Source organism: Caulobacter sp. FV1ye6ST, from assembly GCF_058681225.1.
The window spans coordinates 3,970,241-3,994,384 of record NZ_CM178733.1 but is presented as its reverse complement, the minus strand read 5'-3'; the positions used below and the strand labels follow the sequence as shown (position 1 = coordinate 3,994,384).

Sequence of the window (24,144 nt, the reverse complement as noted above, 5' to 3'; positions counted from 1 at the left end):
ACCCCCTGCCACGAGCTGGCTGAAGGGCGACTATCAGCGCGTCATGACGCTGGCGTGACAGATGTACGATGCCGACCCTCCTGTTTTCTTCGTCATAGCGCGTCTTGCGTACGCTTGTACGAATGGCGGGCGTCAGCGGGCCGCCAGGGCGGCGGCGAGCAGGGCCTCGATAGCCGACCGGTCGATGTCGCCGCCCGCCGTTACGCCATCGAGCACGATCTGGCCGATGCCGGCGATCGACAGGGCCTGGGACGACAGCAGGTCGAGGGGCGACTCGCCCGGGATCTGGCGGTTCAGGATGAACAGGTAGTTCTCGCCGCGCCGGCGGCGCATGTCGGCCGCGCAGGCCCTCAGGCGTGGCGTCCGGGTCGCCGCCAGGGCGACGGCGAAGGTGGCGCGGGCGATCTCGACGCTGCTGAGATCTTCTTCGACCAGGTCGATCTTGTCCGGATCGCGGTACACCCGCCCATGCAGGCGGGCGATGATGTCCTCCAGTCCCGCCATCAGCAGATCCTCCTGGCGGGGGAAGTGATAGGCGAGGGTGGAACTGGCCACGCCGGCCCGGGCGGCGATGGCGCGATGGGTCACCGCGTCGGCGCCTTGAGCGATGATCAGGGCCGAGATGTCGCGGGCGATCCTGGCCTGCCAGTCCGTCAGGGGCGCGGGCTCATAGCCGTCGGGGCCGTTCATCATCTCGCCGAGCGCGGCGTGCAGCATGACGAACGCGCGCAGGTCGGTCGCGCCGGGCGCGGCGACCAAGCCGTCGCACAGGCGGCGCAAGGTCAGCCGACGCAGCCAGCGATAGGCCGCCACGTCCCCGATCGCCAGTCCGTGCGCGGCCTCGTCGGTGCAGTAGCCATGCAGGGCGTCGCCCAGCTCCGGCGGGCCTATCGTCTCGGCCGCCGCGCGCCAGAAGGCCAGCCGCTGGTCGCGCCAGGCGGCGAGGGGGGCGACGATCTCCGGCCGGGTCGGCGCGCCCTGAACCAGTTCGAAAAAGAACAGGGTGCGGGCGGCGTGACGAGGGGACGTCATGTCGTCCAGCACCGCGTCGGCCAAGTCCGCTAACAGCGCGCCGGTCAGGGGCTGAAGCGCCCGGGCGCGTGACAGCCACCCGTCCAGGAATGCCATGTCCGCCTCGCGCGCGGCGTCGATCACGGCGGCGACCAGTTGGTCCTTGAGGCCGTATCGGTGCGCCAGGGCCGAAACGGTGCTGCCCAACTGGTCGGCCAGGGGGCGCAGGCTGAGGCCCTTCAGGCCGTCGGCGGCGACCAGGGTCAGGGCCGCGCGCAGGACGGGCTGGATGTCGGCATCGGGGCGGGCGGTCATCGGGTGTCCGTCGACAGATTGATCGTATGGCCTTTAGGATGTGGCTGCCTTAGGGCGCAAGTCGCTCGCGGAAAGTGTCTCCAAAGGCCGCACGATTGTATGCCAAGGCGATAGAAAGTTATAATTTTCCGACGATTTGACTCGTACATATGTCACGGATTGGTCATGAGGCGCTGTTAAGCGCGCCGTCATCGCCACGGAGACGGGACGGCCATGCGCACCAAGCCGAAAAGCCGCCATTGGGCTGGCGCCGCCCTGATGATGCTCGCGATGGCCGTCGCGCCGCTCGGCGCGGTCCAGGCCCAGGACAAGCCCACCCCGTTGACGGCCGAAGCGCCCTGTCCAGCCCCGCCCGAAGCCCTGGCCAAGCGCCGGAGCCTGGTCGGCGAGCCGCCGCCGCCCAGCGCCGAGGATCTCCAGGCCTATCGCCGCTATGTCGAGGTTCAGCGGACCAATGACTGGCCCGATCTTTGCCGCTATGCCGCCGAAAACCAGAGCCTGGCGGGCGGAGCCCGGCCACGCATCGTGCTGATCGGCGACTCGATCACCGAGTACTGGAAGACGCGGGACCCCGCCGCGTTCACCGACGGGGTCGTCGATCGCGGCGTCAGCGGCCAGACGACCCCGCAGATCCTGCTGCGCTTCTACCAGGACGTGATCGCCCTGCGGCCGCACGCCGTCCACATCATGGCCGGAACCAACGACATCGCCGGCAACACCGGCCCGATGACCGACGCGCGGTTCCAGAACAATATCCGGGCGATGGTCGAGCTGGCCCAAGCCCATGGAATCAAGGTCGTGCTGGCCAGCATCCCGCCGGCCAAGGCCTTTTACTGGCAGCCAGAAGCGCGGCCCGCCGGTCGCATCAAGGCCTGGAACGCCTGGCTACACGGCTATGCCCGCGAAAGAGGCGCGGTCTTCGTCGATTACCACGCGGCCCTGGCCGACGCTGACGGGGGGCTGAAGCCGGAGCTCGGCGCCGATGGCGTGCACCCGTCGGCGGCGGGTTACGCGCTGATGGACCCGCTGTTCCTCTCCGCCTGGGCCGAGGCGGAGCGTCGTCGATGAGCGCTGGCCCCAGCCGTCGCGCGTTCGGCGCGGGCGTGGCCGCGTCGCTGCTGTCCGGCGCGACGCTGGCCCAGACCGCGCCCCCCGCCGTGGCCGGCTGGGCGGAGGCGTGGCCGCCGAAGGAGGTTGTTCCGCTGTGGCCTGGTGACCCGCCCGGCTGGCGCGGCGGCGTGACGCCGGGACTGCCGGCCGACTGGCCGCCGAACTTCCTGCGCGGGGTGGCCAGGCCCACCCTCAACGTGTTCCGGCCCGCGCGGCCGAACGGCCAGGCCCTGCTGGTCTGTCCGGGCGGGGCCTATCTGGCCATCTCGGCGGCTAATGAGGGCGTCGAGGTCGCCCGGACGTTCAACGCCCTGGACGTGACCGTCTTCGTGCTGGCCTACCGGCTGCCCGGCGAGGGCTGGGACAATCGCGCCGCCGCGCCGTTGCAGGACGCCCAGCGCGCCATGCGGCTGATCCGGGCCAACGCCGCCGCGTTCGGCGTCCGGCCAGAGGCGGTCGGCGTGCTGGGCTTCTCGGCCGGCGGTCATCTGGCGGCGACCCTGGCGACCGACCACGCCCAGTCGGTCTATGCGCCCATCGACGCCGTAGACCGACTAAGCGCCCGCCCCGCGTTCGCCGGCCTCCTGTACCCGGTGATCACGATGATCGGGCCCGAGGCCCACGCGCGGTCACGCGACCAGCTTCTCGGCGCCCAGCCGTCGCCGGCGGTGGCCGCCCGCCGCTCGCCGGACCTGCGGGTTTCCGCCGCCACGCCGCCGTGCTTCGTCGCGCACGCGGCGGACGACACCACCGTCTCGATCGACAATAGCCTGGGGATGCTCGCCGCCCTGCGCGCCGCCAGGATCCGCTGCGAGGCTCACCTGTTCGAGACCGGCGAGCACGCCTTCGGCGTCGGCCGCCCCGGCGCGCCCAGCGCCCTTTGGCCACAGCTGTTCCGCCGCTGGATGGACGGAAAGACCGCCTAGGCCGGCCATCGGGCGCGGCGCGTGCGGGATCATTTCAACAGGAAGTCCCCGACCGAGTTCGCATCCGTGACGCAATGGCCGCCATAGAGCGGGCGCCATTCGGTCTGGACGCCGCGCTGGCGCGCCATGCTGGCAAGCCGCTCCGAGCCTTCGAAATTGCCGTAGTTGTCGTAGAGGCCGCACGAGAGATAGAGCGCCGGATAGTCCGGCCTCGCGCGCTTGATCAGCTCGATCGGCGAAACGCGGCGCCACTCCGCGTCGTCCGCCGCATAGGTCTTGGCCATCGCGCGGATCCCGAACGCGATCTTCGGGTTGGCGCCCGTCCGTTGCGCCGCGGCGACGAGCGTGGAGAGCTTGGCGAACGGCGAGTCGACATAGACGCCTGGGCACAGCGCCGCGACCTTGGCGAACTTGTCGGGATAGGACAGGCCGGCGATCAGGACGTTCAGGCCGCCCATCGATTCCCCCAGCAGCATGCGCCGCCGGGGACTTCCGACCTTGGCCTCGATGGCCGGCAAGCGCCGCATCATGTCGTCGAGCAGGCCGCTGTCGGACATCCGCCCCTTGGGCGTCAGCAGCCAGCTCGGGCCATAGGACAGGGTCACGACGGTGGGCGGCGGCGCTCCGTCGGCCTGCCAGCGCGCTTGCAGCATCGCCGTCAGATAGGTCTCGTCGTTCCAGATGCGCTCGTCCAGGCCGCGACCGTGCAGATGATAGACGATGTCGCCATTGACGCCGCCGACCGCGCGATAGACGCAGTAGCGCAGCGCGCCTTCCGAGCCGCATTCGCGCGTGGCCGGCTGGAACGCGACCTTCTGGTCTCCGCGCGTCTTGGTCAGTTCGGTCCAGCCGAACCATAGCGCGCCCACGAGCAACAAAGCGGACAGCAGGTAGCGATCCCGCTTTGCAAGGCGAGGCATTTTCACGGCTGATTTCCTTCTTGGTGAAGCGGCCCGCCTCGGGCGGAGGGCGCGAGGCTCAGGGCTGAGCGATCGGCAGGCGCAGGCTCGGATCGGGCGGCGCCCGGCTGTCGCCATGGAGGGCGGAGCGCCCTTCCCAGACCTCCGAAACGCGCGACGGCAACAGGGCCAGGCTCAAGAGATAGCCGACGATCGCGCTGCCGCCGTAGCCGACAATCGGCGTGGGGTAGGGGCCCGCCGCGCCGGCGAGAAACAAGGCGCCCCAGACCGCGGCGAACGCGAAATACGCCTCCTGCGCGTCGGCGCCGTGCAGGCTGCCCAACAGTCCGGGCGCCAGCAGCAGAGCCATCGCGCCGAGCACCGCCAATCCCAGCAGCGCATGAACGTCCAGCGCGGAAGCCAGGACGCCGTCGACGAAGGGCGTCGGGGGCAGGGCGTCCGCCCGCATCAACGCGATGCTCCACCCGACGGCGCTGGCCGCGAAAGCGATCAGGCCCCGGCGATCGGGGCGCGGCAGCCATTGCGCCGCCAGTCCAGCGCAAAGCGCGCCGGCGGTGGCGCGATCGGGCTGCAGCGCCAGCGCGCCGGCCGCGAGGATCATCGCCAGGACGGCGGGGATCGTCCGGGACCGGGCGAAGCCGACGACCATCGCCGGCAAGATGATGAGGCTTGGCTGCACGGCCAGGCCGCCCAGCCGAAGCCAGCGCGTCGCGCCGCTGGCCCCTTCGCCAAACGCCGCCGTGCCCAGCAGCATCAGGCTCAGTCCCAACAAGACCGGGCCCAACCCGGCGGGTGTCGACGACAGGCTCCGTCCGACGACGGCCAGCATCACCAGGCCCAGGCCCAACGAGGCGATATTGCCGACGATGTAGAGGCCCGGCGCGCCCGCGGCGGCCAGGTACACAAGTCCCATCAGGCAAGCGCCGAACGCGCTGGCGACGCCAAGGGCGCGAGGCCAGTCGCGTAGACGATCACGCCAGCCCAGGTGCGGAAGGCCCTGGCCGAGGCCGTCATCGCCCCCGAGCTTCACCGCTCCCCCCAAGAGCCGGCAGCCGAGGCCGGGGACGCCCAGGCCCCAGAAGGTCTCCAGGGCGAAGGCCAGCGCTTCGGCGTCATTGTCGATCGCGGCGATCTCCGCCCGCGTCGCGCACGCCCAGTCGCGATTGGCGGCGGGCAGGCTGGCGTTCAGCAGGCCGCAAACCAGGCCGGCCAGGTGGCGCTGAACGCTCATGGATTGGCCGCCTGACCAATTTTCGGGAGCGTCGCCGCCTGAGGAGGATTGTCGCGCGCCAGTTGGACGCCCGTCTCAGTCAGGCGATAGGCATGTCGAGGCGGTCTTCCGCCTTCCGCCGGCTGTTGCCACTGCGCTTCGAGATAGCCCTGGGCCTCAAGCCGGATCAGCAGCGGGTAGAGCGTGCCGGACTTGATCCCCGCGCGCTGGGCGATTTCGTAGCCGTGAGACCACGCGCCTCCCGCGCCGAGAAGGACGGCCAGAACTGTTCGGGCGTGAGCGGAGAGAGAGCGTGCGCGAGCCATGAGAAATAAATCTACCTATGTAGACTTATAGTCAAGGCCTGGTCGCCGCCTACCCGCCGAAAAGGCCTCCGCCTCTGGACGGCCCGCTCGCCGAGCCGCCCCTGGTCCATCGCCGGCGCTTTCAGGCCTTCAGCCACGCGAGCAGTTCGGGTCCGAGCAGTTGAGCGTTCAACTGTTCGTCCGAAAGATCGACGAAGGCGTCGAGGTCGCGGATGATCACCACGCCGGTGTTCTTGAACCGCTCGGCGATCGTCCGCAGAAACTGGAAGTCGACGTCGTGCTCGCACGCGCCCACGAACAGGAAATAGACCTGATCGCCGCGCTTCTCGGACTCCTCCAGGATCCTGGTCGTACGGACATGATCATTGGTGTGGTTCTCGCCGTCCGTGACGAAGATGACGATCGAACGCTTCTTCGACACGACCTCCGGCGTCTTGGGGCGTCCGAAGAACCGGCTCAAAAAGCCGCCAGCGACCTCGGGCGTCGGCAACCAGCCGAAATGCCGCAGGTTGCGCTCCAGCACATAGCTGTACTCGGTGCCGCCGTTCCAACCGATCACGCGATTTACGACCTTGCGAACGATGTAGTCCTCGCAATCATCAGGCGTGACCGTCCCGACGTGAGTGACGGTGTGCCGTCCGTCGGCGAAGGTGAACACATCCATCTTGCCGTCGGGATCCAGTTCCATGCCGTAGGGCACGAGGCGCGCGATCAGCTTGCTCGTCGTGCCCTCCTTGTGCTCGTGCTCAAAGGAGCCCGACACGTCGATGTCGAAGATCAGCTCGGCCTTCACGTCAGGCGCGACGCCCGCCTTGTCGAGCGACAGGCGCAGCGCGCGCGCCGATTTCCGCAGACTGAGTTGCAAGGTCATCGTGGGCGATCCTATGGGTCGAGTTTTCGAAGAATGGCGCGGAGCCGGCCGCGGAGCTCCGCGACCTCCGTGGCGGCTGGGCGGCGCGAGGCGCGGGTGGCCATGTCCCCGAGCCAGCCAACGAGGGTCACGAGCACCACGTCCTGGATGGTGGCGATGAGGGCTCGGGCGTCCTCGACCTGGCTGTCCCGCTCGAACTGGCCGCCGCGGATCTCCACCGCGGTCTGGGTCAGGCTCATTTCCCTCTGAAGGAAGCGACGGGACAGCTCGGGTCGCGACGTCGCGAGGTGTTCGGAGAGGAACAGCGCGCCAAGGGCGGCCGCCTCGATCTCGACCCGGGCCTCGTCGATGCGTCGCGAATGATCGACCAGCGCGGCCTCGAGCGTTCGTAGGGGATCGAGCGCGGCCCGGGTCAGTTCGGTCAGTCGCGCCAATTCGGCGCGCGCGGCCGTCAGCTTGCGCGGCGTGTCGATGCGTCCGCTCGGCGCTTCGAAGAGGGTCAGGAGAGACGCCCGGCGGCCGTCGCGGGTCGCCTCGACATCGATCGCTTCCAGGATCTCGACGATCCGCCCGACATGGCCACGCGCGCGGATCAGCACGCCGTCGTCGGATGGCGCGAGCCCGTCCGAGATGAGCGCGGCGTGGCGCTGTTGGGCGCCGCGTCCCCACCGCGTGACATGTCGGTCGCCGGGGCTCTCGATCACGAAGCTCTCGACGAGCCGCACCGCGCCGGCCGCGGTTCGCGACGAGACGCCCGGCGACAGCCGGGTCATATCCGCCGGTCTGACCGCGATCCGTTCGCGCGCGACGCCGGGAATCGCGGTCGGCGTGGCTACGGTCGGCGTCCCGGCGTGGCGAACGGGCGGGGCGTCGGCCTGGCGTTTCCCGCGTTTGGCGGGCGGCTCGATGATCGTCGGGCGTAGCCGGTCCGGCGCCGCGCCCGGCTTGGCGTTCGCCTTGGCTTTGGGATCGTCAGGCACGTCTGGTCAGGAGAAGTGCGCGAGCACGTCGTTGAAGTCGCCGTTGAAGCCACGGCCCACCGCCGCGTACTCCCAGCCATCGGGACCCAGCAGGATGCTGCCCAGCTGGACCACGTTGAAGTCCTTGAATTCGGACGAGAGCTGATAGGCGCCCAATTCGCGCCCGGCGTCGTCGGTCAGCGTGATGACGCACAGATCGATGTCGCCGAACGCCGGTTCGTCCTCATCCTCCTCGCCGCCGTCGTGGCCGTCGCCATGGTCGGCTTCGTGAACGGTGACCAGGATCGGGATCTCGTTGACGCCCAGAGGGATCTTCGCGCCATCGATCACGATGGACTCGGAATTGTTCTGCACGCGCATGTCGCCGCTATGCGCAAGACCTCCGCTGGGGGTCTGAAACGACCCGTCGGCCTGGGTCCGCAACACGCCCCCGCGCGGGTTCATCCGCGTCGTGTTGTAGGTGGACAGCACGGCGCTGAGCTCGGTCACCTTGGCCCCGGCGCCGTCGTTCACCGCCTCGAGCGCGTGCACGTCGACATCGTCGGCATGGTCGGCGTCGCATTCCCACCTCACCTGGACGGTGAAGCGCGCGCCCTTGTTCAGCGAGAGTTGGAGCTTGGGTCGTGCTGCGCCGGGCTTCTCGAGCGGCAAGGTGAGCATGCTTGAACGGGTCCCTGGCGTCGCGGGTGCGGGGGAGATTGAAGGGGCTTGCGCTTTGAGCCTCGCGGCTGCCTCGGGTTTTCAGGAGGCGGGCGCGACCCTAGACAAGCTTCGGTTGAATGCCAACGGGGGGAGGCCGCGAAAGCCGGCCGTCGACGACATTGCGCGTTGGCTCGGCGGGATTCGCGCTCACGACGGCCGCGAGAATACGAAACTTCATCTTCACTCCACACGGTCGGTCGCGCTTCGCGAACGAGGCGACGCTTGCATCGAGCGACCGTCGAGCGAGTGGGCCGGTGGGTCTTGAACGGAAATCGCTGGGAAGACGGATTGTGCGCGACAGGCGCGCGCGCCGCCGCGTCGTCCTCACTTCGTCAGGATCAGGCTTTCCGGAAACGGGCCGCCCTTGAAGTCCAGATGACCGGCCGACCCGGCCGCGCGCTTGCAGAAGCCGGCCTTGATGATCTGCTTGGCCAGTTCCGGAGCCTGCATCAGGCTGACCTGGTCGCCGAGGCAGCGGTGCTCGCCGAAACCCAGGTGCAGGTAGTGATAGGCCGGACGGCCGGGCTTGAACGTGTCCGGATCGGTGACCACCGTGGCGTCGTGCATGGCCGAGGCGATGCTGGCGAACACCACCGCGCCGGCCGCCAGGGTGGTCTGGCGAGGGGTTCCGGCGGCGATCGTGTAGGGCTCGACCAGCAACCGAGCCACGAACGGCGCCATCGGGTTGAAACGCAGGGCTTCCCAGAAGATGGCGTCGAAGGTCGCGTCATCGTTGGCTTCGGCCGCGCGCTTGGCGGCGACCATCTGGTCGGGTCGGTCGAGCAGCTGGTCGATGGACTGGACGATCGCGGCCGATGTGGTCTCGATGCCGCCGACCAGCAGGCCCATGGTGTTCGACAGGATGCGGCCCTGGTCGAAGCCGATCTGCGGCGGGGTCTGCAGGCGAAGCATGCGGGCGACCACGTCGTCGATCTTCGGGTCGGCCTTCAACTGCTGGGCGCGGCGGGGCAGGAAGTCTTGCAGGTACGACCGCATCTCGGCCCCGGCGGCGATATTGGCCTGATGGACCTTGGGGTCATTGGTCAGGTTGTGGAACATGTCGTTCTGGGTGGCGTAGGACCAGCGCAGCATCGCCGTCAGGTCCGGTCCCGGGAAGCCGAAGTACTGGCCGGTCAGGGCGACGGGGCCGGGCCGGGTGACCTGCGAGACCAACTCAAGCCGGCCGTCGGGCGAGGCGCCCTGCGCGATCAGCCGGGCGCCGATCTTGGCCACCATCTGGCGCACGCCAGGCAGGTCGATCTGCTGGATCAGCGCCCGCATGATCCCCTTGTCGCGCTGATTGTAGACCGTGCCGTCGCGGGCCAGCATGAACGGGCCGACGGCAGGGTCCATCTTGGGGGCGTAGGGCTGGACCGTGAATTGCAGGTTACGGGTCAGGGCTTCCTCGACGTCGGCGAACATCGCCAGGACGGTCGGCCCGCCGGGCGTCACCAGGATCGGCCGCTTGGTCCTCAGCTCCTTGAACAGCGCCAGCGGCTTGGTGGCGATCCACTGATAGAGCAAGGCCAGTTTCTGTTGCGGCTGCTGGGCGGCGTCATAGGCGTCCAGAAACGATGCGGCTGCGACGTCGACCATCTTTGACCTCGGCTTGCGGGTTGGATTGTTGTGAAAAAGGCCCCGAGACGCACTCGCCGCGAGAGGCAGGGCGGTGCGCTCCTAAAACTTGTAACCGATCTTGATGAATCCTCAAAATTGTATTCCTATGAATACATCGCGGAGGGGAACGTCGATGTCGGTAGCCAAGAAAGCCGCCCTGTGGATCGTGGCGCTGATCGTCTTCGTGGTCGTTGGCGTCGGCATCCAGAAGGTCAAAGCCTTTGTCGATCCGCCGCTGCCTTCCCCCCAACCCGTGCGCGAGGCCCGCTGGCTGGACCAGGGTTGGAGCGAGAGCGACCGCTACTGGTACCACCACGCCACCCAGGGCACCTCGACCCTGCCCATCCCCTACGTCTGGTTCGTGGCCTTGGCCCGACCCAAGATCCTGCCCGGCAAGGAGACGCTGTTCGTCAGCGACGGCTACATGCAGAAGCTCGGCTTCATCCCCAGCCCGCCGTCAGGTGGCGGCGAGGCTGGTCCGGCCGGCGGACTTGAGAAGGCTTACGGCTACAAGGCCAGGATTGGCGGGGTGCCCGCCGACGCCAGTATCGAAAGCAACAGGGGCCTTAACCCCGCGGGCATGCCGGTGGGCTTCGCCATCACCAAGGCCTATCGCGACCCGACCACCGGCAAGATGCTGCCCGACCAGGTCGGCCTGACGTGCGCGGCCTGTCACACTGGCCACCTTGAGTACAACGGCGTGTCCCTGCGCATCGACGGCGGCAACGCCGCCTCCAGCCTGAGTCAGTTGACCACGGCCTTGGGCGGGGCGCTGCTCCTGACCGACGTGCTGCCCTGGCGGTTCAGCGCCTTCGCCGACCGGGTGCTCGGGCCCCAGGCGACCAAGGCTCAGCGCCAGCAACTTCACGCGGACCTGAAGACGGCGATCAAGACGCTGGCCGCCGCGGCCAAGGCGACTTCGGCGATCGACAAACGCGATGGCGTGCAGGAAGGCTTCAACCGCCTCGACGCGCTCAACCGCATCGGCAACCAGGTGTTCTACGCCAACCTGCTGCCGGTGAAGTCGGCGACCTTCGATCCCCTGGTCAACTACGCGGCCCCGAACGCGCCCGTGAAGTATCCCCATCTGTGGAACACGCCGTGGTTCAACTGGGCGCAGTACGACGCCTCGATTGGCCAGCCGGCCATCCGCAATGTCGGCGAAGCCATGGGGGTGCAGGCGCGGGTGAACATGACCACCTACGACCAGCCGCACAAGCTTTGGGACTCGTCGGTGCCGGTGGGCAACCTGGCGCGGATGGAGCAGCAGATCGAGGGACCCAATCCGCTGGCGCGCGATCCCGACGGCCGGGTGCGCGGCTTCAAGGGCCTGTCGGGGCCGAAGTGGCCCCAGGACGTGCTGGGCCAGATCGACCTGGTCAAGGCCGAAGCGGGCCGCAAGGTCTACGCCCTGCGATGCCAGGGCTGCCACTTGCCGCCGTTGGACGATCCGAACCAGGCGCTTTACAGCCCGGCGCTGTGGACCACGGCCAACGAGCACGGCGAGAGCTACCTGAAGGTCAAAGTCATCCCGCTCAGCGTGGTCGGCACCGATCCGGGTCAGGCCGAGATCCTGTCGGGCCGCAAGATCAAGGCGCCGCTGGCGCTCGGCCTGCAGCCGGGCGTGACCGATCCGAACACCGGCGTGACCTGCTTCACCACGCCCACCAAGCCGGTCACCGACCTGACCTTCGGACAGGCCCTGGCCTCGGCCGTGCAATCGGTGGTCGACAAGTTTCACGTCGACGAGGGCACGCCGATCAAGAGCGACGAGGCCGACGCGGACAAGGGCAACCGCCCCAATTGCGTGCAGACCCCGCCCGCCTACACGGCTCGGCCGCTGAATGGCGTCTGGGCGACGCCGCCCTATCTGCACAACGGCTCGGTGCCGTCGCTGCACGCTCTGTTGGGACCGCCAAGCGAGCGTCCGTCGAGCTTCTGCCTGGGCAACCGCGCCTACGACCCCAAGATGGTTGGTCTTGATGTAAAGGCCTGCCCGCGCGGGACCTTCAAGCTGGACGTCAGCGTCAAGGGCAGTTCCAACAAGGGCCACGAGTTCCGCGACGCCCCGGCGGGCGTCAAGGGTGTCGTCGGTCCGGCGCTTAGCGCCGATGACCGGGCCGCTGTGATCGAGTTCCTGAAGACGCAGTAGGCCGACGGGACCGGCCTCACGCCCTCGCCGCGTGTGGCCTAAGCTAGCACGTTGCGCTGGCCGCGCCGCGCGCCGCCGTGCGGATCCGATACGCCGGAGGCTGGTGTCGCGCGCTCCTGGCCCCACGCACGGATCGTTTCGATCGATTCCGGATTGGTCTTGGTGAGGGGTTGCGTGTTGGCGAAGACCTCGCGCCAGGCCTCATCGGTGACGGAGCCTCCGCCCGTCCTGACCTCTTCATAGGCCAGTTCACGGGCGGCGGCCTCGATATCCGCGCCGGTGAACCCATTGGAGAGGGCGACCAACTCGGTCATCAGCGCCGGGGCGATGGCCGGTAGCCGGTACCGCTTCACATAGAGCCCGATGATCTCCTCGCGCTCCTCGGGGCTGGGCAGATCCACGAAGAAGAGTTCGTCGAACCGGCCGCGGCGGAAGAGTTCCGGCGGCAGGGAGGCGATGTCGTTGGCCGTCGCCACGACGAACACGCGGGCGCGCGCCTCCTGAAGCCAGTAGAGGAAGTGGCCGAGCAGGCGGGTCGCCGAGCCGCCGTCGCTGTTGCCGCCGGCTCCGGCCAGTCCCTTCTCGATCTCGTCGATCCAGAGCACGCAGGGCGCCACCCGGTCCGCCGTGGCCAGGGATTCCTTCAGTCGTCCTTCCGACTGGCCAAGGTACTGGCCATGGATGTTCGCCAGATCCAGGCGGTAGAGCGGAAGTTGCCAGTCAGCCGCGACGGCCTTGGCGCTGAGCGACTTGCCGCAGCCTGGGACCCCGACCAGCAGCACGCCGCGCGGAGGGCGCAGGCTGCGCTCGCGCAGATCGGCGGTCAGGAGCGGGCGGGTTTTCGTGAGCCACGATCGCAGGCCGGCCAGTCCACCCACCACCTGGCCGTCGGCCGAGACGGCTACCCGTTCCAAGCCCGCGATATCGGAGAAGACCCTGTCCTTGACCTGGCTGAGCTCGGCCAGGTTGGCCTTGGTGACCGCGCCCCGGGCGACGAAGGTCGAGATGGCGTTCACCGCCTCGATGTGGGTCACGCCGGCGAGAACGGTGGCGGCTTCCCGGATCTCGGCCTCGCCCCATTCGATGGTTCGGGAGCCGCGATAGTCCGCCAGCGTCGACTCGATGATCACCTGCATTTCGTCCTGATCGGGCGGATCGAGCGTGACGCTCATGCCCATGCGCTGCAGGCGCGGCCAGATGCTGGAGGTCGTGATCAACACGACGCAGCCGCTGCCGTCGCTGGCCGAAGACACGACGTCGAGCAGTTGCCGGCTCGTGGCGCTGTCGTCGCTGACGTCCTGGATCTCGGTCAGGACGAAGTTGTAGTTGCCGCGCTGATGAAACTGCTGAGCGGCGAAGTCCAGAGCCCCGGCGATCGAGCGATCCTCGTTCAGCACGCGACCGCTGACCACGTCCCGCGCGCCGTTGGACAGCGTGTGATAGGCGATCGGGACGCTGAGTTCCGCGGCCAGGTCCTTCAGCAGTTCGAGAGCGCGGGCGCGCTCATCCGTACGCAGGGTGATGAAGGGGATGCGAGCCTTCAGATAGATGAGCAGGGTCTCGCGGCATTTCAGGGCGTTGGCCATCGACTCTCACTGTCTTCAAAGAATGACGCGGCGGCCGGTCGGGCGTGGCGCGGTCTGGGTGTCCGTGGGCGGCGGCGGAGCGCTGGTCAGGGGCGTGTCCCGAAGGGTCTTCAGGCTGCTATCGTTGCGCGAGGACAACGCCGAGCGCTCAAGCGAGGTCTGCTGTCGGGTCGCCCAGTCGTCGATCTGGTCTCGCAGGAACGTGCGCACGTCCGCCGGAAAGGCTTCGATGGCGGCGAAGGCGCGCAGCCCGTTCAGGGCCTTGCGGACCACGATCAGTGTGGTCGACAAGGTCATGGGGTCGCGCGCTCGCGACAGCATGGCCGCCAGCTGGTCATTCAGGCGGGTTAGGCGCTGGTTCTGGCAGTCGGTAATCCGCCGGACCCAACGCTCGCTCACGCCCGCGCCACCGTCCAGGCGCCCGGCCGCCATGGCCGGCAACACGTCGTCATCGCCCGCGCCGAAGCTGTCCAGCAGCGCCGACCACGCCGCATAGGTCGTCGGAGGCGTCACCCTTGCGTTCCGGAGCCCGCCGGCTCGGAGGACGGCAGGTTCGCGACCGCCGAGGGTTGGGTGCGAACGAAGTTCGGACGTCGGCGGGTCAGGACCGAATGGCCGGGGAGCAGATCCCAGTCCGGCAGCGCCCGGGCCACGCGATCGGCGTCCGTGGCGACTTGATCAGTGGTGTCGGTGGAAGTCTTGCGGCTGGTCATGTCTTTGCTCACGCCATCACGTTGCGGGCGGCGCCAGGGCGGCGGCGAAGAACGCTGGCCGCTTCGAGCGCGTTGAGGAAGGAAAGCACTTCGCCGGCCTTGGCGTCCTCGGCGCTCAGTTCTCGGCGCAGGTCGACCACCTCGGCCAGGCTCGCGCGGAGGATGTCGCCGGCCGTATGGGCCTCGGTCTCGAGGGTCGTCCTGACGCGGGTCCGCCGCTTGCCGACATTGTTGTGCTGGTAATAGACGAAGCCGCCGATCCCGAGCGCCACGAGCAGGCCGAACACCGGATTTTGCCCAAACACCATGAGCATGACCAGGACGGCCAGACCCACGAAGACCCAGGTCGCGGTCGTAATGCGGATGGCTTTCAGCGCCTTCGCGATGCGATCCTTATAGTGCCGGTCCAGGTCGGCGGTGAGCTCTGCTTCGTTCGACGCGTCGACGGTCTCGCCACTCCAGGAGCCGGCGGAGAGGGCGATCTTCTGGGGAAGTGCCGCGCGATCGGCGGCGACGAGGTCGCTGTAGCCCGCGGTGATCCAGTCGCGCGACAGCGTGATCGCGTAGCGTTGGGTGGCTAGGGATACGCCGACGTTCTTGGGGAACATGGCGGCCATGGTCAGTGTGGTGGCGAAGTCGGTGCTCGCGCGGTAGGCGTCGGCCTCGACGTCGAGACGCGCCCCGGCGCGGTCCAGGTCGCCATCCTCTTCGACGATCAGCTGCAGGCGCCGTTCCTCCTGCAGCAGGCTGAGTTCGGCGTCGTCGTAGCGGCTGACCAGCGTGTCCAGACGACTGTCGACCAGCGCCGATAGATTGGGTTCGGCCGCGAGTTCACTATTGAACAGCGCGCCGAAGAAGTCCTTGACGACCTGGTTGCGGCGCATGGCCGACAGGCTGGTCTCGATCGCCGGCCAGGTCGAGCTATTGGTCTTGAGGTGGGGATAGGGATTGTCGTTCACCGCCGGGGCCATGGGGGCCAGGGTCTTGACCCATCGAGCGCGCTCGTTGTCGATGAAGCCGGCCTGAGCCTCCAGTTCACCGAGCCAGGAGTCGACCATGGTGAGGCACACTTCCAGGGCCGCGCCGCCGAAGACGCCATTCACGGCGGCGTCCAGCATCAGCACGACTTCCCGGTCGAGCTTGAAAGGGTCCTGGTTCTGGAAATAGCGGTCCAGCCATTGACCGCCGGCCTCATGGCGTCCCGCGCGTCGGCAGATGAGGGCGAACATCAGCGCGGTCTTGTTGTCGTCGCGGGTCATCGCCTGGCGAAGGGCTTCTTCGGCCAGGGGCTTGTCGTCGCGAATCCAGGCGACAAGGGCGATCAGCGCCGGCGCGAGCCAATAGCGCGGGCAGTTCGTCATCAGGCCTTCGGCCGAGGTCAGCATCGTCGAGCCGCGCACCACGCCGGCGTCCATCGCCTGCAGGATGCCGACCGCGTGGCGGCGCGCCTCGTCGTGATGGCCGAACTGCTTATCCAGATCCTGGCGGATCTGGATAAGACGCGTGTCGGCGCGTTGGATCTCCTTGGATTTCATGTCCCGGAGCACGAACTCGCGGAACTCGTCATAGAAGGCTTCCAGCCGGGTGCGGGTGTCGGCGGCCTGCGCCTGCACCGCGCCAACCTGGTTGCTGACGGTGTAGATGTCGCTCTGCAAGCGGTCGATGGCGCGCTCGACGCCAGATAGGTCCACATGAACGTCGGTCACGCGCGGTCGACTCCAGCTTATTCGATAACGGAGACCGACCCGTCGGCGGCGATGGCGCGCAGAGAGTCGGCATAGACTTCAATGAAGGCGTAGGACGGGTGAAGCGCCAGCGGCCTGGCCCGCTCGAACGGTTGCGGCATCGATCGGAAGTGCTCGAAGTGTTCGACGATGTTCAGATCGAGATCGCAGATGTGGACCACATAGGGCGGTCCCAGGAAGCACTTGCAGACGATGCCAAGCGGGCGCTGCTCGATGGTGAGGTCGGGAAACTCAGCCGCGATCGCGGCGATCAGAGCGTCTTGAGAGGCCTTGTCGACCCGATGGCCGGCGACGTCCATCCTGCCGAGCGCCGTCACGTAGCCAGCCGACCTCGGGCGACGCAACAGCTGGCGAAGCTGAGCTCCGGTGATCGAGGTGCGGCTAGGAACGGTGGTGCGCGTTTCCAAGGGCGTGGCGACCTGTCCGCCGACGCCTAGAATCGTTCTCGCCATCCCAGCCCCCAAGTGACCCCAAGGCGGCAGCCTTACGCGTATTGTCGGTTGAGTCCATACGCGCGAAGAGCGGAGAGTGCTACGGGGGGCTGAAGCCACATTTCCCGAGGGGCCGAGCCTTCCTCGGCCTTTGGCGTTCCAAGCTGAATTCGTCCTTGGCGTTCAGGATGTCGGCGACCTGTCGACCCGGCCGGCCTCGCTCCGGCGCGCGAGGCGGCGCACGGTCGCGTCGAATGAAAGCCCGAGAGCCTGGCTTTGGTCTTTTAGATCTCGCGAAAAGCGCAAGAAAACCAGATATTTAAGGAAATCCGTCCTGGTGGTTGGAGGCGGGATCGAACCGCCGACCTGTGGGTTATGAATCCACCGCTCTAACCATCTGAGCTACCCAACCGGGCCAGGAGGCGGGGCTTATAGGCGAGAACCGCCCGCCATTTCAAGCGGAGCCTAGTCCGAGACGATCGCCGCCGTCACCGCGCCCAGGGCCTTCACCGCATCGGCCGGCGCCAGCTTCACCTGAAGACCGCGTTGGCCGCCGTTGATGAAGACGTAGGGCTCGGCCAGGGCGGCCTCTTCCATCACCGTCGGCAGGCGCTTCTTCTGGCCGAAGGGGCTGACGCCGCCGACCTTGTAGCCGGTGATCCGTTCGGCGTCGGGGACCGGGGCCATGGCGGCCGACTTGCCCTTGAGGGCGGCGGCCAGCTTCTTCATGCTGACCTCCTTGTCCGAGGGCAGGATGGCGCAGGCGGGCTTGCCGTCCAGCGTGACGATCAGGGTCTTGAGCACCCGGCGCGGGTCCTCGCCCAGGGCCTCGGCGGCCTGCAGTCCCACACGCTCCGAGCCGGGGTCGTAGTCGTACGTATGCAGGTCGAACGCGACGCCGGCCTTGCTCAGTGCGATCGTGGCGGGGGTGCTCTTGGACATGGTTCGGGTGATACCCAAGCGAGCTCAAGGTTGGAATACGGATAGCGAATGATCGATCGAAGGACCTTGCTGCGCGGCGCCTTAGGCCTTGGCGCGGCCGGCCTGCTGCCCGATTGGGCGATGGCGGGGGAGGCGGGACGTTCGCCGGCCGCGCTGTCGGGCGAAGAGATCAAGCTCACCGTCGGCCACGCCATGGCGAAGATCGACGGCCGCGCCTGCCACGCCGCCCTCGTCAACGGCACCATCCCTGGCCCGCTGATCCGGCTGAAGGAAGGCCAGCGCGTCCGTATCGCGGTGACCAACACCCTGGACGAGGAGACCTCGATCCACTGGCATGGCCTGCTCGTCCCGTTCCAGATGGACGGCGTGCCGGGCGTCAGCTTCCCGGGCATCAAACCCGGAGAGACCTTCACCTATGACTTCCCCGTCCGCCAGGCCGGGACCTACTGGTGGCACAGCCATTCGGGCCTGCAGGAGCAGATCGGTCACTACGGCCCGATGATCATCGACCCGGCCGGCGAGGACCCTATTGCCTATGACCGCGAGCACGTGGTGGTGCTGTCGGACTGGAGCTTCCTGCATCCCCATGAGCTGTACCGGAAGCTCAAGGTCAATGCCGGCCACTTCAACATGCAAAAGCAGACCGTGGCCGGCTTGCTGAAAGGACAGGACCAGCCGCTGAAGGACCGCGTCGACTGGGGCCGGATGCGGATGGACCCGACCGACATCGCCGACGTCACGGGTTCGGTCTACACCTACCTCGTCAACGGCCACGGTCCGGGCGACAACTGGACGGGCCTGTTTTCGCCGGGCGAGCGGGTGCGGCTGCGCTTCATCAATTCCGCGGCCATGACGATCTTCAACGTCCGGATTCCGGGCCTCTCCCTTGAGGTCGTGGCGACCGACGGCCAGCCGATCGCGCCGGTCGCCGTAGACGAGTTCCAGATCGCCCCGGCCGAGACCTTCGACGTCATCGTCCGGCCGGCCGAGGACAAGGCCTTCACCCTGGTCGCCGAGGCTTCGGATCGCTCGGGCCTGGCGCGTGGAACCCTGGCGCCGCGCCTCGGCATGACCGCCGCCGTGCCGCCGCTGCGCGAACGGCCCCTGGCGACGATGAAGGACATGGGCATGGGCGCCATGCATCACGGGATGGACATGCCCGGCATGGACATGTCGATGCGGTCCCAGGCCAATGCGCCCAACGTGCCGCTGACGCCGGGGGTCCAGACGATCTCGCCGATGCCGATGGACCGCATGGACCAGCCGCCGCAAGGGCTTGAGGATGTCGGCCACACGGTGCTGCGCTACGCCGACCTCGCCAACCTGCATCCGCCGACCGATCCGCGCTCGCCGGGCCGCACGATGGAGATCCACCTCACTGGCAACATGGAACGCTTCATGTGGGCGTTCGACGGCGAGGCGTTCGGGCCGATCAAGAAGCCGATCGCCTTCCAGCGTGACGAGCGGGTGCGGGTGGTGCTGATCAACGACACCATGATGGCCCACCCGATCCATCTGCACGGCCACTTCTTCGAACTGGTCAACGGCCAGGACCGCCAGCCGCTGAAGCACACGGTCAATGTCGCGCCGGGCGGCAAGGTCGCCTTCGACCTGACGGCCAGCGAACCCGGCGACTGGGCCTTTCACTGCCACCTGCTGCTGCACATGCACGCGGGCATGTTCGACGTCGTTACGGTGCGGCCTCTGGATGGGGTGGGCGCGTGATGATCCAGCACGAGCATCACCCGACGCCGGCGTCGGCGGTTCAGCCCGCCGATCCGCACGCCGGCCACGACATGTCCGCGATGGCGCCGGCCACGACGGCCGCCGAGGTCAAGCCGCCGCCAGTCCCGACGGACCACGCCGCCGAGCGCTTCTACAGCCCGGAAGCCATGGCCGCCGCCCGCGCCCAGCTGATGAAGGAGCACGGCGGCATGGCGGTCTGGACCGTCCGCGCCGACACCCTGGAATACCGTTCGCGCGACGGGGCCGACGCCCAGGCCTTCGAGGGCGAGGCCTGGTGGGGAAACGACGCCTCCAAGTGGGTGCTCAAGGCGCGTGGCGATCGCACCGACGGCGAAGGCTGGGAAAAGGGCGAGGCCGAGGTGCTGAAGGCCTGGCCGATGGGACCCTATTTCGATCTCCAGGCCGGGCTTAGGTATGATCTCGCCGCCAAGGGGCGGAGCTATGCGGCCGTCGGCTTCGAGGGCCTGGCCCCGTACTGGTTCGAGCTGCAGGGGACGGCCTACCTGTCCGACCAGGGCAAGGTGTCGGCGCGTGGCGAGGCGTCCTACGACCTTCGCCTGACCCAGAAGCTGATCCTGCAGCCACGCCTGGAAGCCGATGTCGCCGAAGCCGGCGCCGGCAGGCTCGAGGGCGGTCTTCGCCTGCGCTACGAGATCACGCGAGAGTTCGCGCCCTATGTCGGCCTCGTGCGCGAGCGGGCGTTCGGTCCGGCCGCGGTGGCCGGCGAACGGGCCGGGAGCACGGCGGTGGTGATCGGTGTCCGCGCCTGGCGCTGATCCGCCCGTCGACATGAATGGCTTGTCGCGGCGTTAAGCCTGGCCCAACATCCGTTTGACTGGACACAGATCCGGACAACGAGGGAGTCAGGCGCGATGGCGGAAGCGATCGATTTCGACCGCATGCGGACCCTGGGCGACGTCGCCCGTTATCACGCGGAGGCGCGGCCGGGGGATGTCGCCTTCAGCTTCGAGGGGCGGGACACGACCTTCGCCGACTTCGACCGGCATACCAACCAGGTGGCCAACGCTCTGATGGCGGCGGGGCTGTCGACGGGCGACCGCATCGCCTATGTCGGCAAGAACAGCGACCACTATTTCGAGCTGCTGATCGGGGCCGCCAAGGCGGGGGTTGTGACCACGCCGATCGGCTGGCGCCTGGCGGCGGCCGAGATCGCCTATATCGTCGGCGACAGCGAGGCCAGGATGGTCTTCGTCGGTCCAGAGCTGATCGGCCACATCGAGGCGGTCGCCGCCGAGCTGACCGACCGGCCGGTGGTCGTGGCCATGGAGGCGGACGGCGCGGGCCAGCATCCGACCTTCGCGGCCTGGCGCGACGCCCAGTCGGACGTCGACGCCCGTAAGCCGATCGCCACCTCGGATATCGCCATCCAGCTCTACACCTCGGGCACCACGGGGCGGCCCAAGGGCGCGATGCTGACCCACGACAACCTGCTGGCCATGCGCCGCGAGGCGGCCAAGGATCCGCTGGACTGGAACCGCTGGGGACCGGAGGACGTCAGCCTTGTCGCCATGCCAGTCGCCCATATCGGAGGCACCGGCTGGGGTCTGGTGGGCCTGCTGAACGGCGCCAAGGGCGTGGTGGCGCGCGAGTTCGATCCGTTCAAGGTGCTGGACTATATCGAGCGGGACCACGTCTCGAAGATGTTCATGGTGCCGGCGGCGCTGCAGATCGTCGTGCGCCAGCCACGGGCGCGCGAGGTCGACTATTCGCGGATGACCCACATCCTCTATGGCGCCGCGCCCATCCCGCTGGACCTGCTGCGCGAGTGCATGGAGGTGTTCGGCTGCGGCTTCGTCCAGCAGTACGGCATGACCGAGACGACCGGCACGGTGGTCTATCTGCCGCCCGAGGACCATGACCCCGCCGGCAATAAGCGCATGCGCTCGGCGGGCCTGCCGATGCCTGGCGTCGAGATCAAGGTGATCGACGAGGCGGGAAACAGCGTGCCGACCGGCGCGGTGGGCGAGGTCGCCGTCCGCTCACCGGCCAACATGGCCGGCTACTGGAAGCTGGCCGACGCCACCGCCAAGACCATCGACACCGACGGGTGGCTGCGCACCGGCGACGCCGGCTACCTGGACGAGGACGGCTATCTGTTCATCCACGACCGGGTGAAGGACATGATCATCTCGGGCGGCGAGAACATCTATCCGGCGGAGGTCGAAAGCGCGGTCTACGGTCACCCGCACGTGGCCGAGGTGGCGGTGATCGGCGTGCCGGACGACAAGTGGGGCGAGGCCGTCAAGGCGGTGGTCGCGGCCAAGCCCGGCGTGACGCCGGACGCCGACGACATCATCGCCTTTGCCCGGACCCGGATCGCGGGCTTCAAGGCGCCCAAGAGCGTGGACTTCGTAGCGGCCCTGCCGCGCAACGCCTCGGGCAAGATCCTGCGGCGCGAACTGCGAGCTCCCTATTGGGAAGGGCGCGAGCGGCAGGTGAACTAAAAAAGAGGGGCGTCGCGAACGACGCCCCGAGAGGGGAAGAGACTGACGGATGCGGGGCAAGGGTGGAAAAGCCCCGCACCCCTCACTTGCCTGTCGGGGAAACCGGCAGGCTCCGGGCCGCCAGGGTGACCTGGGCGGTGGAGGAAAGAGCCCGGGACGAAGAGCCCAGGGCGATGTCGTACTGGCCAGCCGCGATCGACCAGCCGTGGGCCTTGCCGTCCCAGACCGCCAGCAGGCGCGGGTCGACCGTCAGGCTCACGCGCTGCGTCGCGCCGGGGGCGAGGGAGACCTTCTTGAAGCCGGCCAGGCGCTTGGGCGCTTCCCAGCCACCAGTCGTGGGCGCGACATAGACTTGGGGCACGTCCTTGCCGGCGCGGGCCCCGACATTCTTGACGTCGAAGCTGACCGTGACCCTGCCGCCGGCGACGCTGGCCGTGAGGTTGGCGTAGGCGAACTGGGTGTAGGACAGGCCGTGGCCGAACGGGAACAGCGGCTCGATCTTCTTGAGGTCGTACCACTTGTAGCCGACGGCGGCGCCTTCGACATTGTAGTCGACATCGAACATCTCGCCTTCGGCCTTGCCGACGCCGTCCAGCTTCTGACGCGGCAGGTCGGCCACGCTCCTGGGGAAGCTGACGGGCAGGCGGCCGGTCGCGTCGACCTCGCCGGTCAGGACGCGGGCGATGGCCTCGCCGCCCGACGTGCCCGGGAACCAGGCCTCGACCACGGCGCCGACCTTGTCGAGCCAGGGCATGACCACCGGACCGCCGGTCAGCAGCACGACCACCGTCTTCTTCTGAGCGGAGGCTACCGCGTCGATCGTGGCGTCCTGGTTCATGGGCAGGTTCAGGTCCTGCACGTCGACGGACTCGGTGGTCCACTGGTCGGCGAAGACCAGCGCCAGCTCGCTCTCGGCCGCCAGCTTGGCGGCGCGCGCGGTGTCGGTCCCGTCGTCATAGGTGATCTTGGCGTTCGGATACCGGGCCCGCAGCGCCTTCAGCGGAGAGGACGGATAGTAGATCACCGGACCCGGCCAGGTCTTGGGCTCCAGGCCCTTCACCGCGCGGCCGCCCACCGGATAGACCTGAGAGGAGCCGCCGCCCGACAGTACGCCGGCATCGGCATGGCCGCCGATCACGGCGATGGTCTTGGCGGTCTTGGCCAGGGGGAGGAGGTCGCCGTCGTTCTTCAGCAGGACGATAGCTTCCTCGGCGTCGGCCTGGGTGATCTTCGCGTGGGCGGCCAGTGTGGCGGGCGGAAGGTCGACCGGGGCCGGGTTGACGACCGGATGGTCCACGAGGCCGCTGGCGAACATGGCGCGCAGCACGCGGCGCGCCATGTCGTCGATGCGGGCCTGGCTGACACGGCCGGCGGCCAGGTCGGCCTTCAGCGGCGCGGCGAAGAAGGGCTGCTTGTCGAAGGCGTCGCCGGCCGATTCCTGGTCGAGGCCGGCATTGGCCGCCTTGGCCGACGAGTGGTCGGCGCCCCAGTCCGACATGACGTAGCCCTTGTAACCCCAGTCCTTCTTCAGGACGGTGTTCAACAGCCAGTCGTTCTCGCAGGCGTAGTCGCCGTTGACGCGGTTGTAGGCGCACATCACCGAGTGCGGGTCCGACTGCTCGATGGCGAACTGGAAGGCCAGCAGGTCCGAGGTGCGGGCGGCGGCGTCGTCGATGTTGCTGCTGACCACGAAGCGGCCGGTTTCCTGGCCGTTCAGGGCGTAGTGCTTGATCGTCGAGATGATGTGGTTGGACTGGATGCCCTTGATCTGGGCGGCGACCATCGCGCCGGCCAGCCAGGGATCCTCGCCGCCATATTCGAAGTTCCGGCCGTTGCGGGGATCGCGCATCAGGTTCACGCCGCCGGCCAGCTGGACGTTGAAGCCCGAGTCGCGGGCCTCCTTGCCGATCATCGCGCCGCCCTTGAAGGCCAGTTCGGGGTTCCAGGTTGCGGCGGTGGCCAGGCCCGAGGGTAGGGCGGTGCGCGGACGCAGGTCCTGGTGGCTGCCCTGGGTGGCGACGCCGACCCCGGCGTCGGTCTGCCATTGGCCTGGGATACCCAGGCGCGGCACGCCCGCGACATAGCCGGCCGAGGCGTCGTGCGAGTCCTTGTGGCGCGTATACTTCGGCTTCATGTCCGAGCCGAAGTAGCCGAAGATGACCGTGAACTTCTCGTCGTTGGTCATCGCCTTCAGCGCCAGGTCGGCGCGGGCGTCGGCGGAGAGCTTGGCGTTGAACCACGCGTGGGCGGGGGCGGCCGCCGGCTTGCTGGCGGTGTCGGCCAAGGCCGGCGCGGCGGTCGGCGCCAAGGCGGAAGCGCCGATCAGCAGGGCGAGCCGCGGGCCCCGCCAGGTCGTCCGAGTCATGTTTCCTCCGT

Annotated in this window: 21 protein-coding genes and 1 tRNA gene; 6 read left to right on the top strand and 16 right to left on the bottom strand. The window is 68.2% G+C overall.

All coding sequences use genetic code 11. From position 1 onward, the window contains the following. Positions 1–132 precede the first annotated feature (132 nt). The gene (locus ACW175_RS18980) at positions 133–1,326 is read right to left on the bottom strand and encodes a TetR family transcriptional regulator (RefSeq protein WP_492101545.1); all 1,194 of its coding nucleotides are present in this window, start codon (positions 1,324–1,326) and stop codon (positions 133–135) included. Positions 1,327–1,539: 213 nt separating this feature from the next. Here ACW175_RS18980 and ACW175_RS18975 point away from each other — a divergent pair, with 213 nt between their 5' ends. Then, positions 1,540–2,394, top strand: coding sequence for an SGNH/GDSL hydrolase family protein (locus ACW175_RS18975; RefSeq protein WP_492101544.1), 855 nt, complete (start codon positions 1,540–1,542; stop codon positions 2,392–2,394). Then, complete coding sequence (locus ACW175_RS18970; protein WP_492101543.1) at positions 2,391–3,362, top strand: alpha/beta hydrolase; 972 nt, start codon at positions 2,391–2,393, stop codon at positions 3,360–3,362. Before ACW175_RS18975 ends, ACW175_RS18970 begins: the two co-directional genes overlap by 4 nt. Before the next feature lie 29 nt (positions 3,363–3,391). On the opposite strand, the gene ACW175_RS18965 is transcribed toward ACW175_RS18970, so the two are convergent. The 7 genes from ACW175_RS18965 to ACW175_RS18935 form a co-directional block, all read right to left on the bottom strand. Then, positions 3,392–4,282, bottom strand: coding sequence for an alpha/beta hydrolase-fold protein (locus tag ACW175_RS18965; protein ID WP_492101542.1), 891 nt, complete (start codon positions 4,280–4,282; stop codon positions 3,392–3,394). Positions 4,283–4,340: 58 nt separating this feature from the next. Next, on the bottom strand, positions 4,341–5,513 hold the full coding sequence (locus ACW175_RS18960) for a putative peptidoglycan glycosyltransferase FtsW/RodA (protein ID WP_492101541.1): 1,173 nt from the start codon (positions 5,511–5,513) through the stop codon (positions 4,341–4,343). Next, positions 5,510–5,818, bottom strand: coding sequence for a PadR family transcriptional regulator (locus tag ACW175_RS18955; protein ID WP_492101540.1), 309 nt, complete (start codon positions 5,816–5,818; stop codon positions 5,510–5,512). Before ACW175_RS18955 ends, ACW175_RS18960 begins: the two co-directional genes overlap by 4 nt. A gap of 121 nt (positions 5,819–5,939) precedes the next feature. Continuing rightward, on the bottom strand, positions 5,940–6,689 hold the full coding sequence (locus ACW175_RS18950; RefSeq protein WP_492101539.1) for a VWA domain-containing protein: 750 nt from the start codon (positions 6,687–6,689) through the stop codon (positions 5,940–5,942). Between the two features lie 11 nt (positions 6,690–6,700). After that, positions 6,701–7,669, bottom strand: a complete 969-nt coding sequence (locus tag ACW175_RS18945) for a hypothetical protein (RefSeq protein ID WP_492101538.1) — start codon at positions 7,667–7,669, stop codon at positions 6,701–6,703. A gap of 6 nt (positions 7,670–7,675) precedes the next feature. Next, positions 7,676–8,329, bottom strand: a complete 654-nt coding sequence (locus ACW175_RS18940; protein ID WP_492101537.1) for a TerD family protein — start codon at positions 8,327–8,329, stop codon at positions 7,676–7,678. A 366-nt stretch (positions 8,330–8,695) separates the two neighbouring features. Continuing rightward, positions 8,696–9,967, bottom strand: coding sequence for a cytochrome P450 (locus ACW175_RS18935; RefSeq protein WP_492101536.1), 1,272 nt, complete (start codon positions 9,965–9,967; stop codon positions 8,696–8,698). A gap of 154 nt (positions 9,968–10,121) precedes the next feature. Between ACW175_RS18935 and ACW175_RS18930 the strand changes: the two genes are divergently transcribed. Next, positions 10,122–12,140 carry a di-heme-cytochrome C peroxidase gene (locus tag ACW175_RS18930; RefSeq protein ID WP_492101535.1) on the top strand — a complete coding sequence of 673 codons (2,019 nt, stop codon included), beginning with the start codon at positions 10,122–10,124 and terminating at the stop codon, positions 12,138–12,140. A gap of 38 nt (positions 12,141–12,178) precedes the next feature. Here the strand turns inward: ACW175_RS18930 and ACW175_RS18925 are convergent, their stop codons facing one another. From ACW175_RS18925 to ybaK, 7 genes are all read right to left on the bottom strand, one after another. After that, positions 12,179–13,726 (bottom strand): AAA family ATPase, encoded by a 1,548-nt coding sequence (locus ACW175_RS18925; RefSeq protein WP_492101534.1) that lies wholly within the window; start codon positions 13,724–13,726, stop codon positions 12,179–12,181. A 15-nt stretch (positions 13,727–13,741) separates the two neighbouring features. Beyond that, a complete protein-coding gene (locus ACW175_RS18920; RefSeq protein ID WP_492101533.1) occupies positions 13,742–14,239 on the bottom strand; it encodes a hypothetical protein in 498 nt (165 codons plus the stop codon). After that, positions 14,236–14,439, bottom strand: coding sequence for a hypothetical protein (locus tag ACW175_RS18915; protein ID WP_492101532.1), 204 nt, complete (start codon positions 14,437–14,439; stop codon positions 14,236–14,238). The genes ACW175_RS18920 and ACW175_RS18915 overlap by 4 nt, the downstream gene beginning before the upstream one ends. Positions 14,440–14,447: 8 nt before the next feature. Beyond that, positions 14,448–16,145 (bottom strand): hypothetical protein, encoded by a 1,698-nt coding sequence (locus ACW175_RS18910; RefSeq protein ID WP_492101531.1) that lies wholly within the window; start codon positions 16,143–16,145, stop codon positions 14,448–14,450. Between the two features lie 17 nt (positions 16,146–16,162). After that, positions 16,163–16,636, bottom strand: coding sequence for a hypothetical protein (locus tag ACW175_RS18905; RefSeq protein ID WP_492101530.1), 474 nt, complete (start codon positions 16,634–16,636; stop codon positions 16,163–16,165). A 314-nt stretch (positions 16,637–16,950) separates the two neighbouring features. Then, positions 16,951–17,027, bottom strand: a tRNA-Met gene (locus tag ACW175_RS18900). 53 nt (positions 17,028–17,080) lie between these two features. Then, a complete protein-coding gene (gene ybaK / locus ACW175_RS18895) occupies positions 17,081–17,557 on the bottom strand; it encodes a Cys-tRNA(Pro) deacylase (protein WP_492101529.1) in 477 nt (158 codons plus the stop codon). A gap of 48 nt (positions 17,558–17,605) precedes the next feature. Here ybaK and ACW175_RS18890 point away from each other — a divergent pair, with 48 nt between their 5' ends. The 3 genes from ACW175_RS18890 to ACW175_RS18880 all read left to right on the top strand — a co-directional run bounded on the left by ACW175_RS18890 (position 17,606) and on the right by ACW175_RS18880 (position 21,768). Next, the gene (locus tag ACW175_RS18890; RefSeq protein ID WP_492101528.1) at positions 17,606–19,282 is read left to right on the top strand and encodes a copper resistance system multicopper oxidase; all 1,677 of its coding nucleotides are present in this window, start codon (positions 17,606–17,608) and stop codon (positions 19,280–19,282) included. After that, a complete protein-coding gene (locus ACW175_RS18885) occupies positions 19,282–20,079 on the top strand; it encodes a copper resistance protein B (protein WP_492104998.1) in 798 nt (265 codons plus the stop codon). The genes ACW175_RS18890 and ACW175_RS18885 overlap by 1 nt, the downstream gene beginning before the upstream one ends. 96 nt (positions 20,080–20,175) lie before the next feature. Then, on the top strand, positions 20,176–21,768 hold the full coding sequence (locus ACW175_RS18880) for a fatty acid--CoA ligase (RefSeq protein WP_492101527.1): 1,593 nt from the start codon (positions 20,176–20,178) through the stop codon (positions 21,766–21,768). An 82-nt stretch (positions 21,769–21,850) separates the two neighbouring features. Here the strand turns inward: ACW175_RS18880 and ACW175_RS18875 are convergent, their stop codons facing one another. Then, entirely contained in the window at positions 21,851–24,133 is a 2,283-nt protein-coding gene (locus ACW175_RS18875) for a beta-glucosidase family protein (protein ID WP_492101526.1), read from the bottom strand. Between the last annotated feature and the right edge of the window lie 11 nt (positions 24,134–24,144).

What these genes read in the sequence shown, in the direction of transcription:
- ACW175_RS18975 (WP_492101544.1), top strand. Translation starts at nt 1,540, where the DNA reads ATGCGCACCAAGCCGAAAAGCCGCCATTGGGCTGGCGCCGCCCTGATG.
- ACW175_RS18965 (WP_492101542.1), bottom strand. Translation starts at nt 4,282, where the DNA reads ATGCCTCGCCTTGCAAAGCGGGATCGCTACCTGCTGTCCGCTTTGTTG.
- ACW175_RS18935 (WP_492101536.1), bottom strand. Translation starts at nt 9,967, where the DNA reads ATGGTCGACGTCGCAGCCGCATCGTTTCTGGACGCCTATGACGCCGCC.
- ACW175_RS18880 (WP_492101527.1), top strand. Translation starts at nt 20,176, where the DNA reads ATGGCGGAAGCGATCGATTTCGACCGCATGCGGACCCTGGGCGACGTC.
- ACW175_RS18885 (WP_492104998.1), top strand. Translation starts at nt 19,282, where the DNA reads ATGATCCAGCACGAGCATCACCCGACGCCGGCGTCGGCGGTTCAGCCC.
- ACW175_RS18960 (WP_492101541.1), bottom strand. Translation starts at nt 5,513, where the DNA reads ATGAGCGTTCAGCGCCACCTGGCCGGCCTGGTTTGCGGCCTGCTGAAC.
- ACW175_RS18955 (WP_492101540.1), bottom strand. Translation starts at nt 5,818, where the DNA reads ATGGCTCGCGCACGCTCTCTCTCCGCTCACGCCCGAACAGTTCTGGCC.
- ACW175_RS18915 (WP_492101532.1), bottom strand. Translation starts at nt 14,439, where the DNA reads ATGACCAGCCGCAAGACTTCCACCGACACCACTGATCAAGTCGCCACG.
- ACW175_RS18925 (WP_492101534.1), bottom strand. Translation starts at nt 13,726, where the DNA reads ATGGCCAACGCCCTGAAATGCCGCGAGACCCTGCTCATCTATCTGAAG.
- ACW175_RS18980 (WP_492101545.1), bottom strand. Translation starts at nt 1,326, where the DNA reads ATGACCGCCCGCCCCGATGCCGACATCCAGCCCGTCCTGCGCGCGGCC.
- ACW175_RS18875 (WP_492101526.1), bottom strand. Translation starts at nt 24,133, where the DNA reads ATGACTCGGACGACCTGGCGGGGCCCGCGGCTCGCCCTGCTGATCGGC.
- ACW175_RS18930 (WP_492101535.1), top strand. Translation starts at nt 10,122, where the DNA reads ATGTCGGTAGCCAAGAAAGCCGCCCTGTGGATCGTGGCGCTGATCGTC.
- ACW175_RS18890 (WP_492101528.1), top strand. Translation starts at nt 17,606, where the DNA reads ATGATCGATCGAAGGACCTTGCTGCGCGGCGCCTTAGGCCTTGGCGCG.
- ACW175_RS18950 (WP_492101539.1), bottom strand. Translation starts at nt 6,689, where the DNA reads ATGACCTTGCAACTCAGTCTGCGGAAATCGGCGCGCGCGCTGCGCCTG.
- ACW175_RS18940 (WP_492101537.1), bottom strand. Translation starts at nt 8,329, where the DNA reads ATGCTCACCTTGCCGCTCGAGAAGCCCGGCGCAGCACGACCCAAGCTC.
- ybaK (WP_492101529.1), bottom strand. Translation starts at nt 17,557, where the DNA reads ATGTCCAAGAGCACCCCCGCCACGATCGCACTGAGCAAGGCCGGCGTC.
- ACW175_RS18970 (WP_492101543.1), top strand. Translation starts at nt 2,391, where the DNA reads ATGAGCGCTGGCCCCAGCCGTCGCGCGTTCGGCGCGGGCGTGGCCGCG.
- ACW175_RS18905 (WP_492101530.1), bottom strand. Translation starts at nt 16,636, where the DNA reads ATGGCGAGAACGATTCTAGGCGTCGGCGGACAGGTCGCCACGCCCTTG.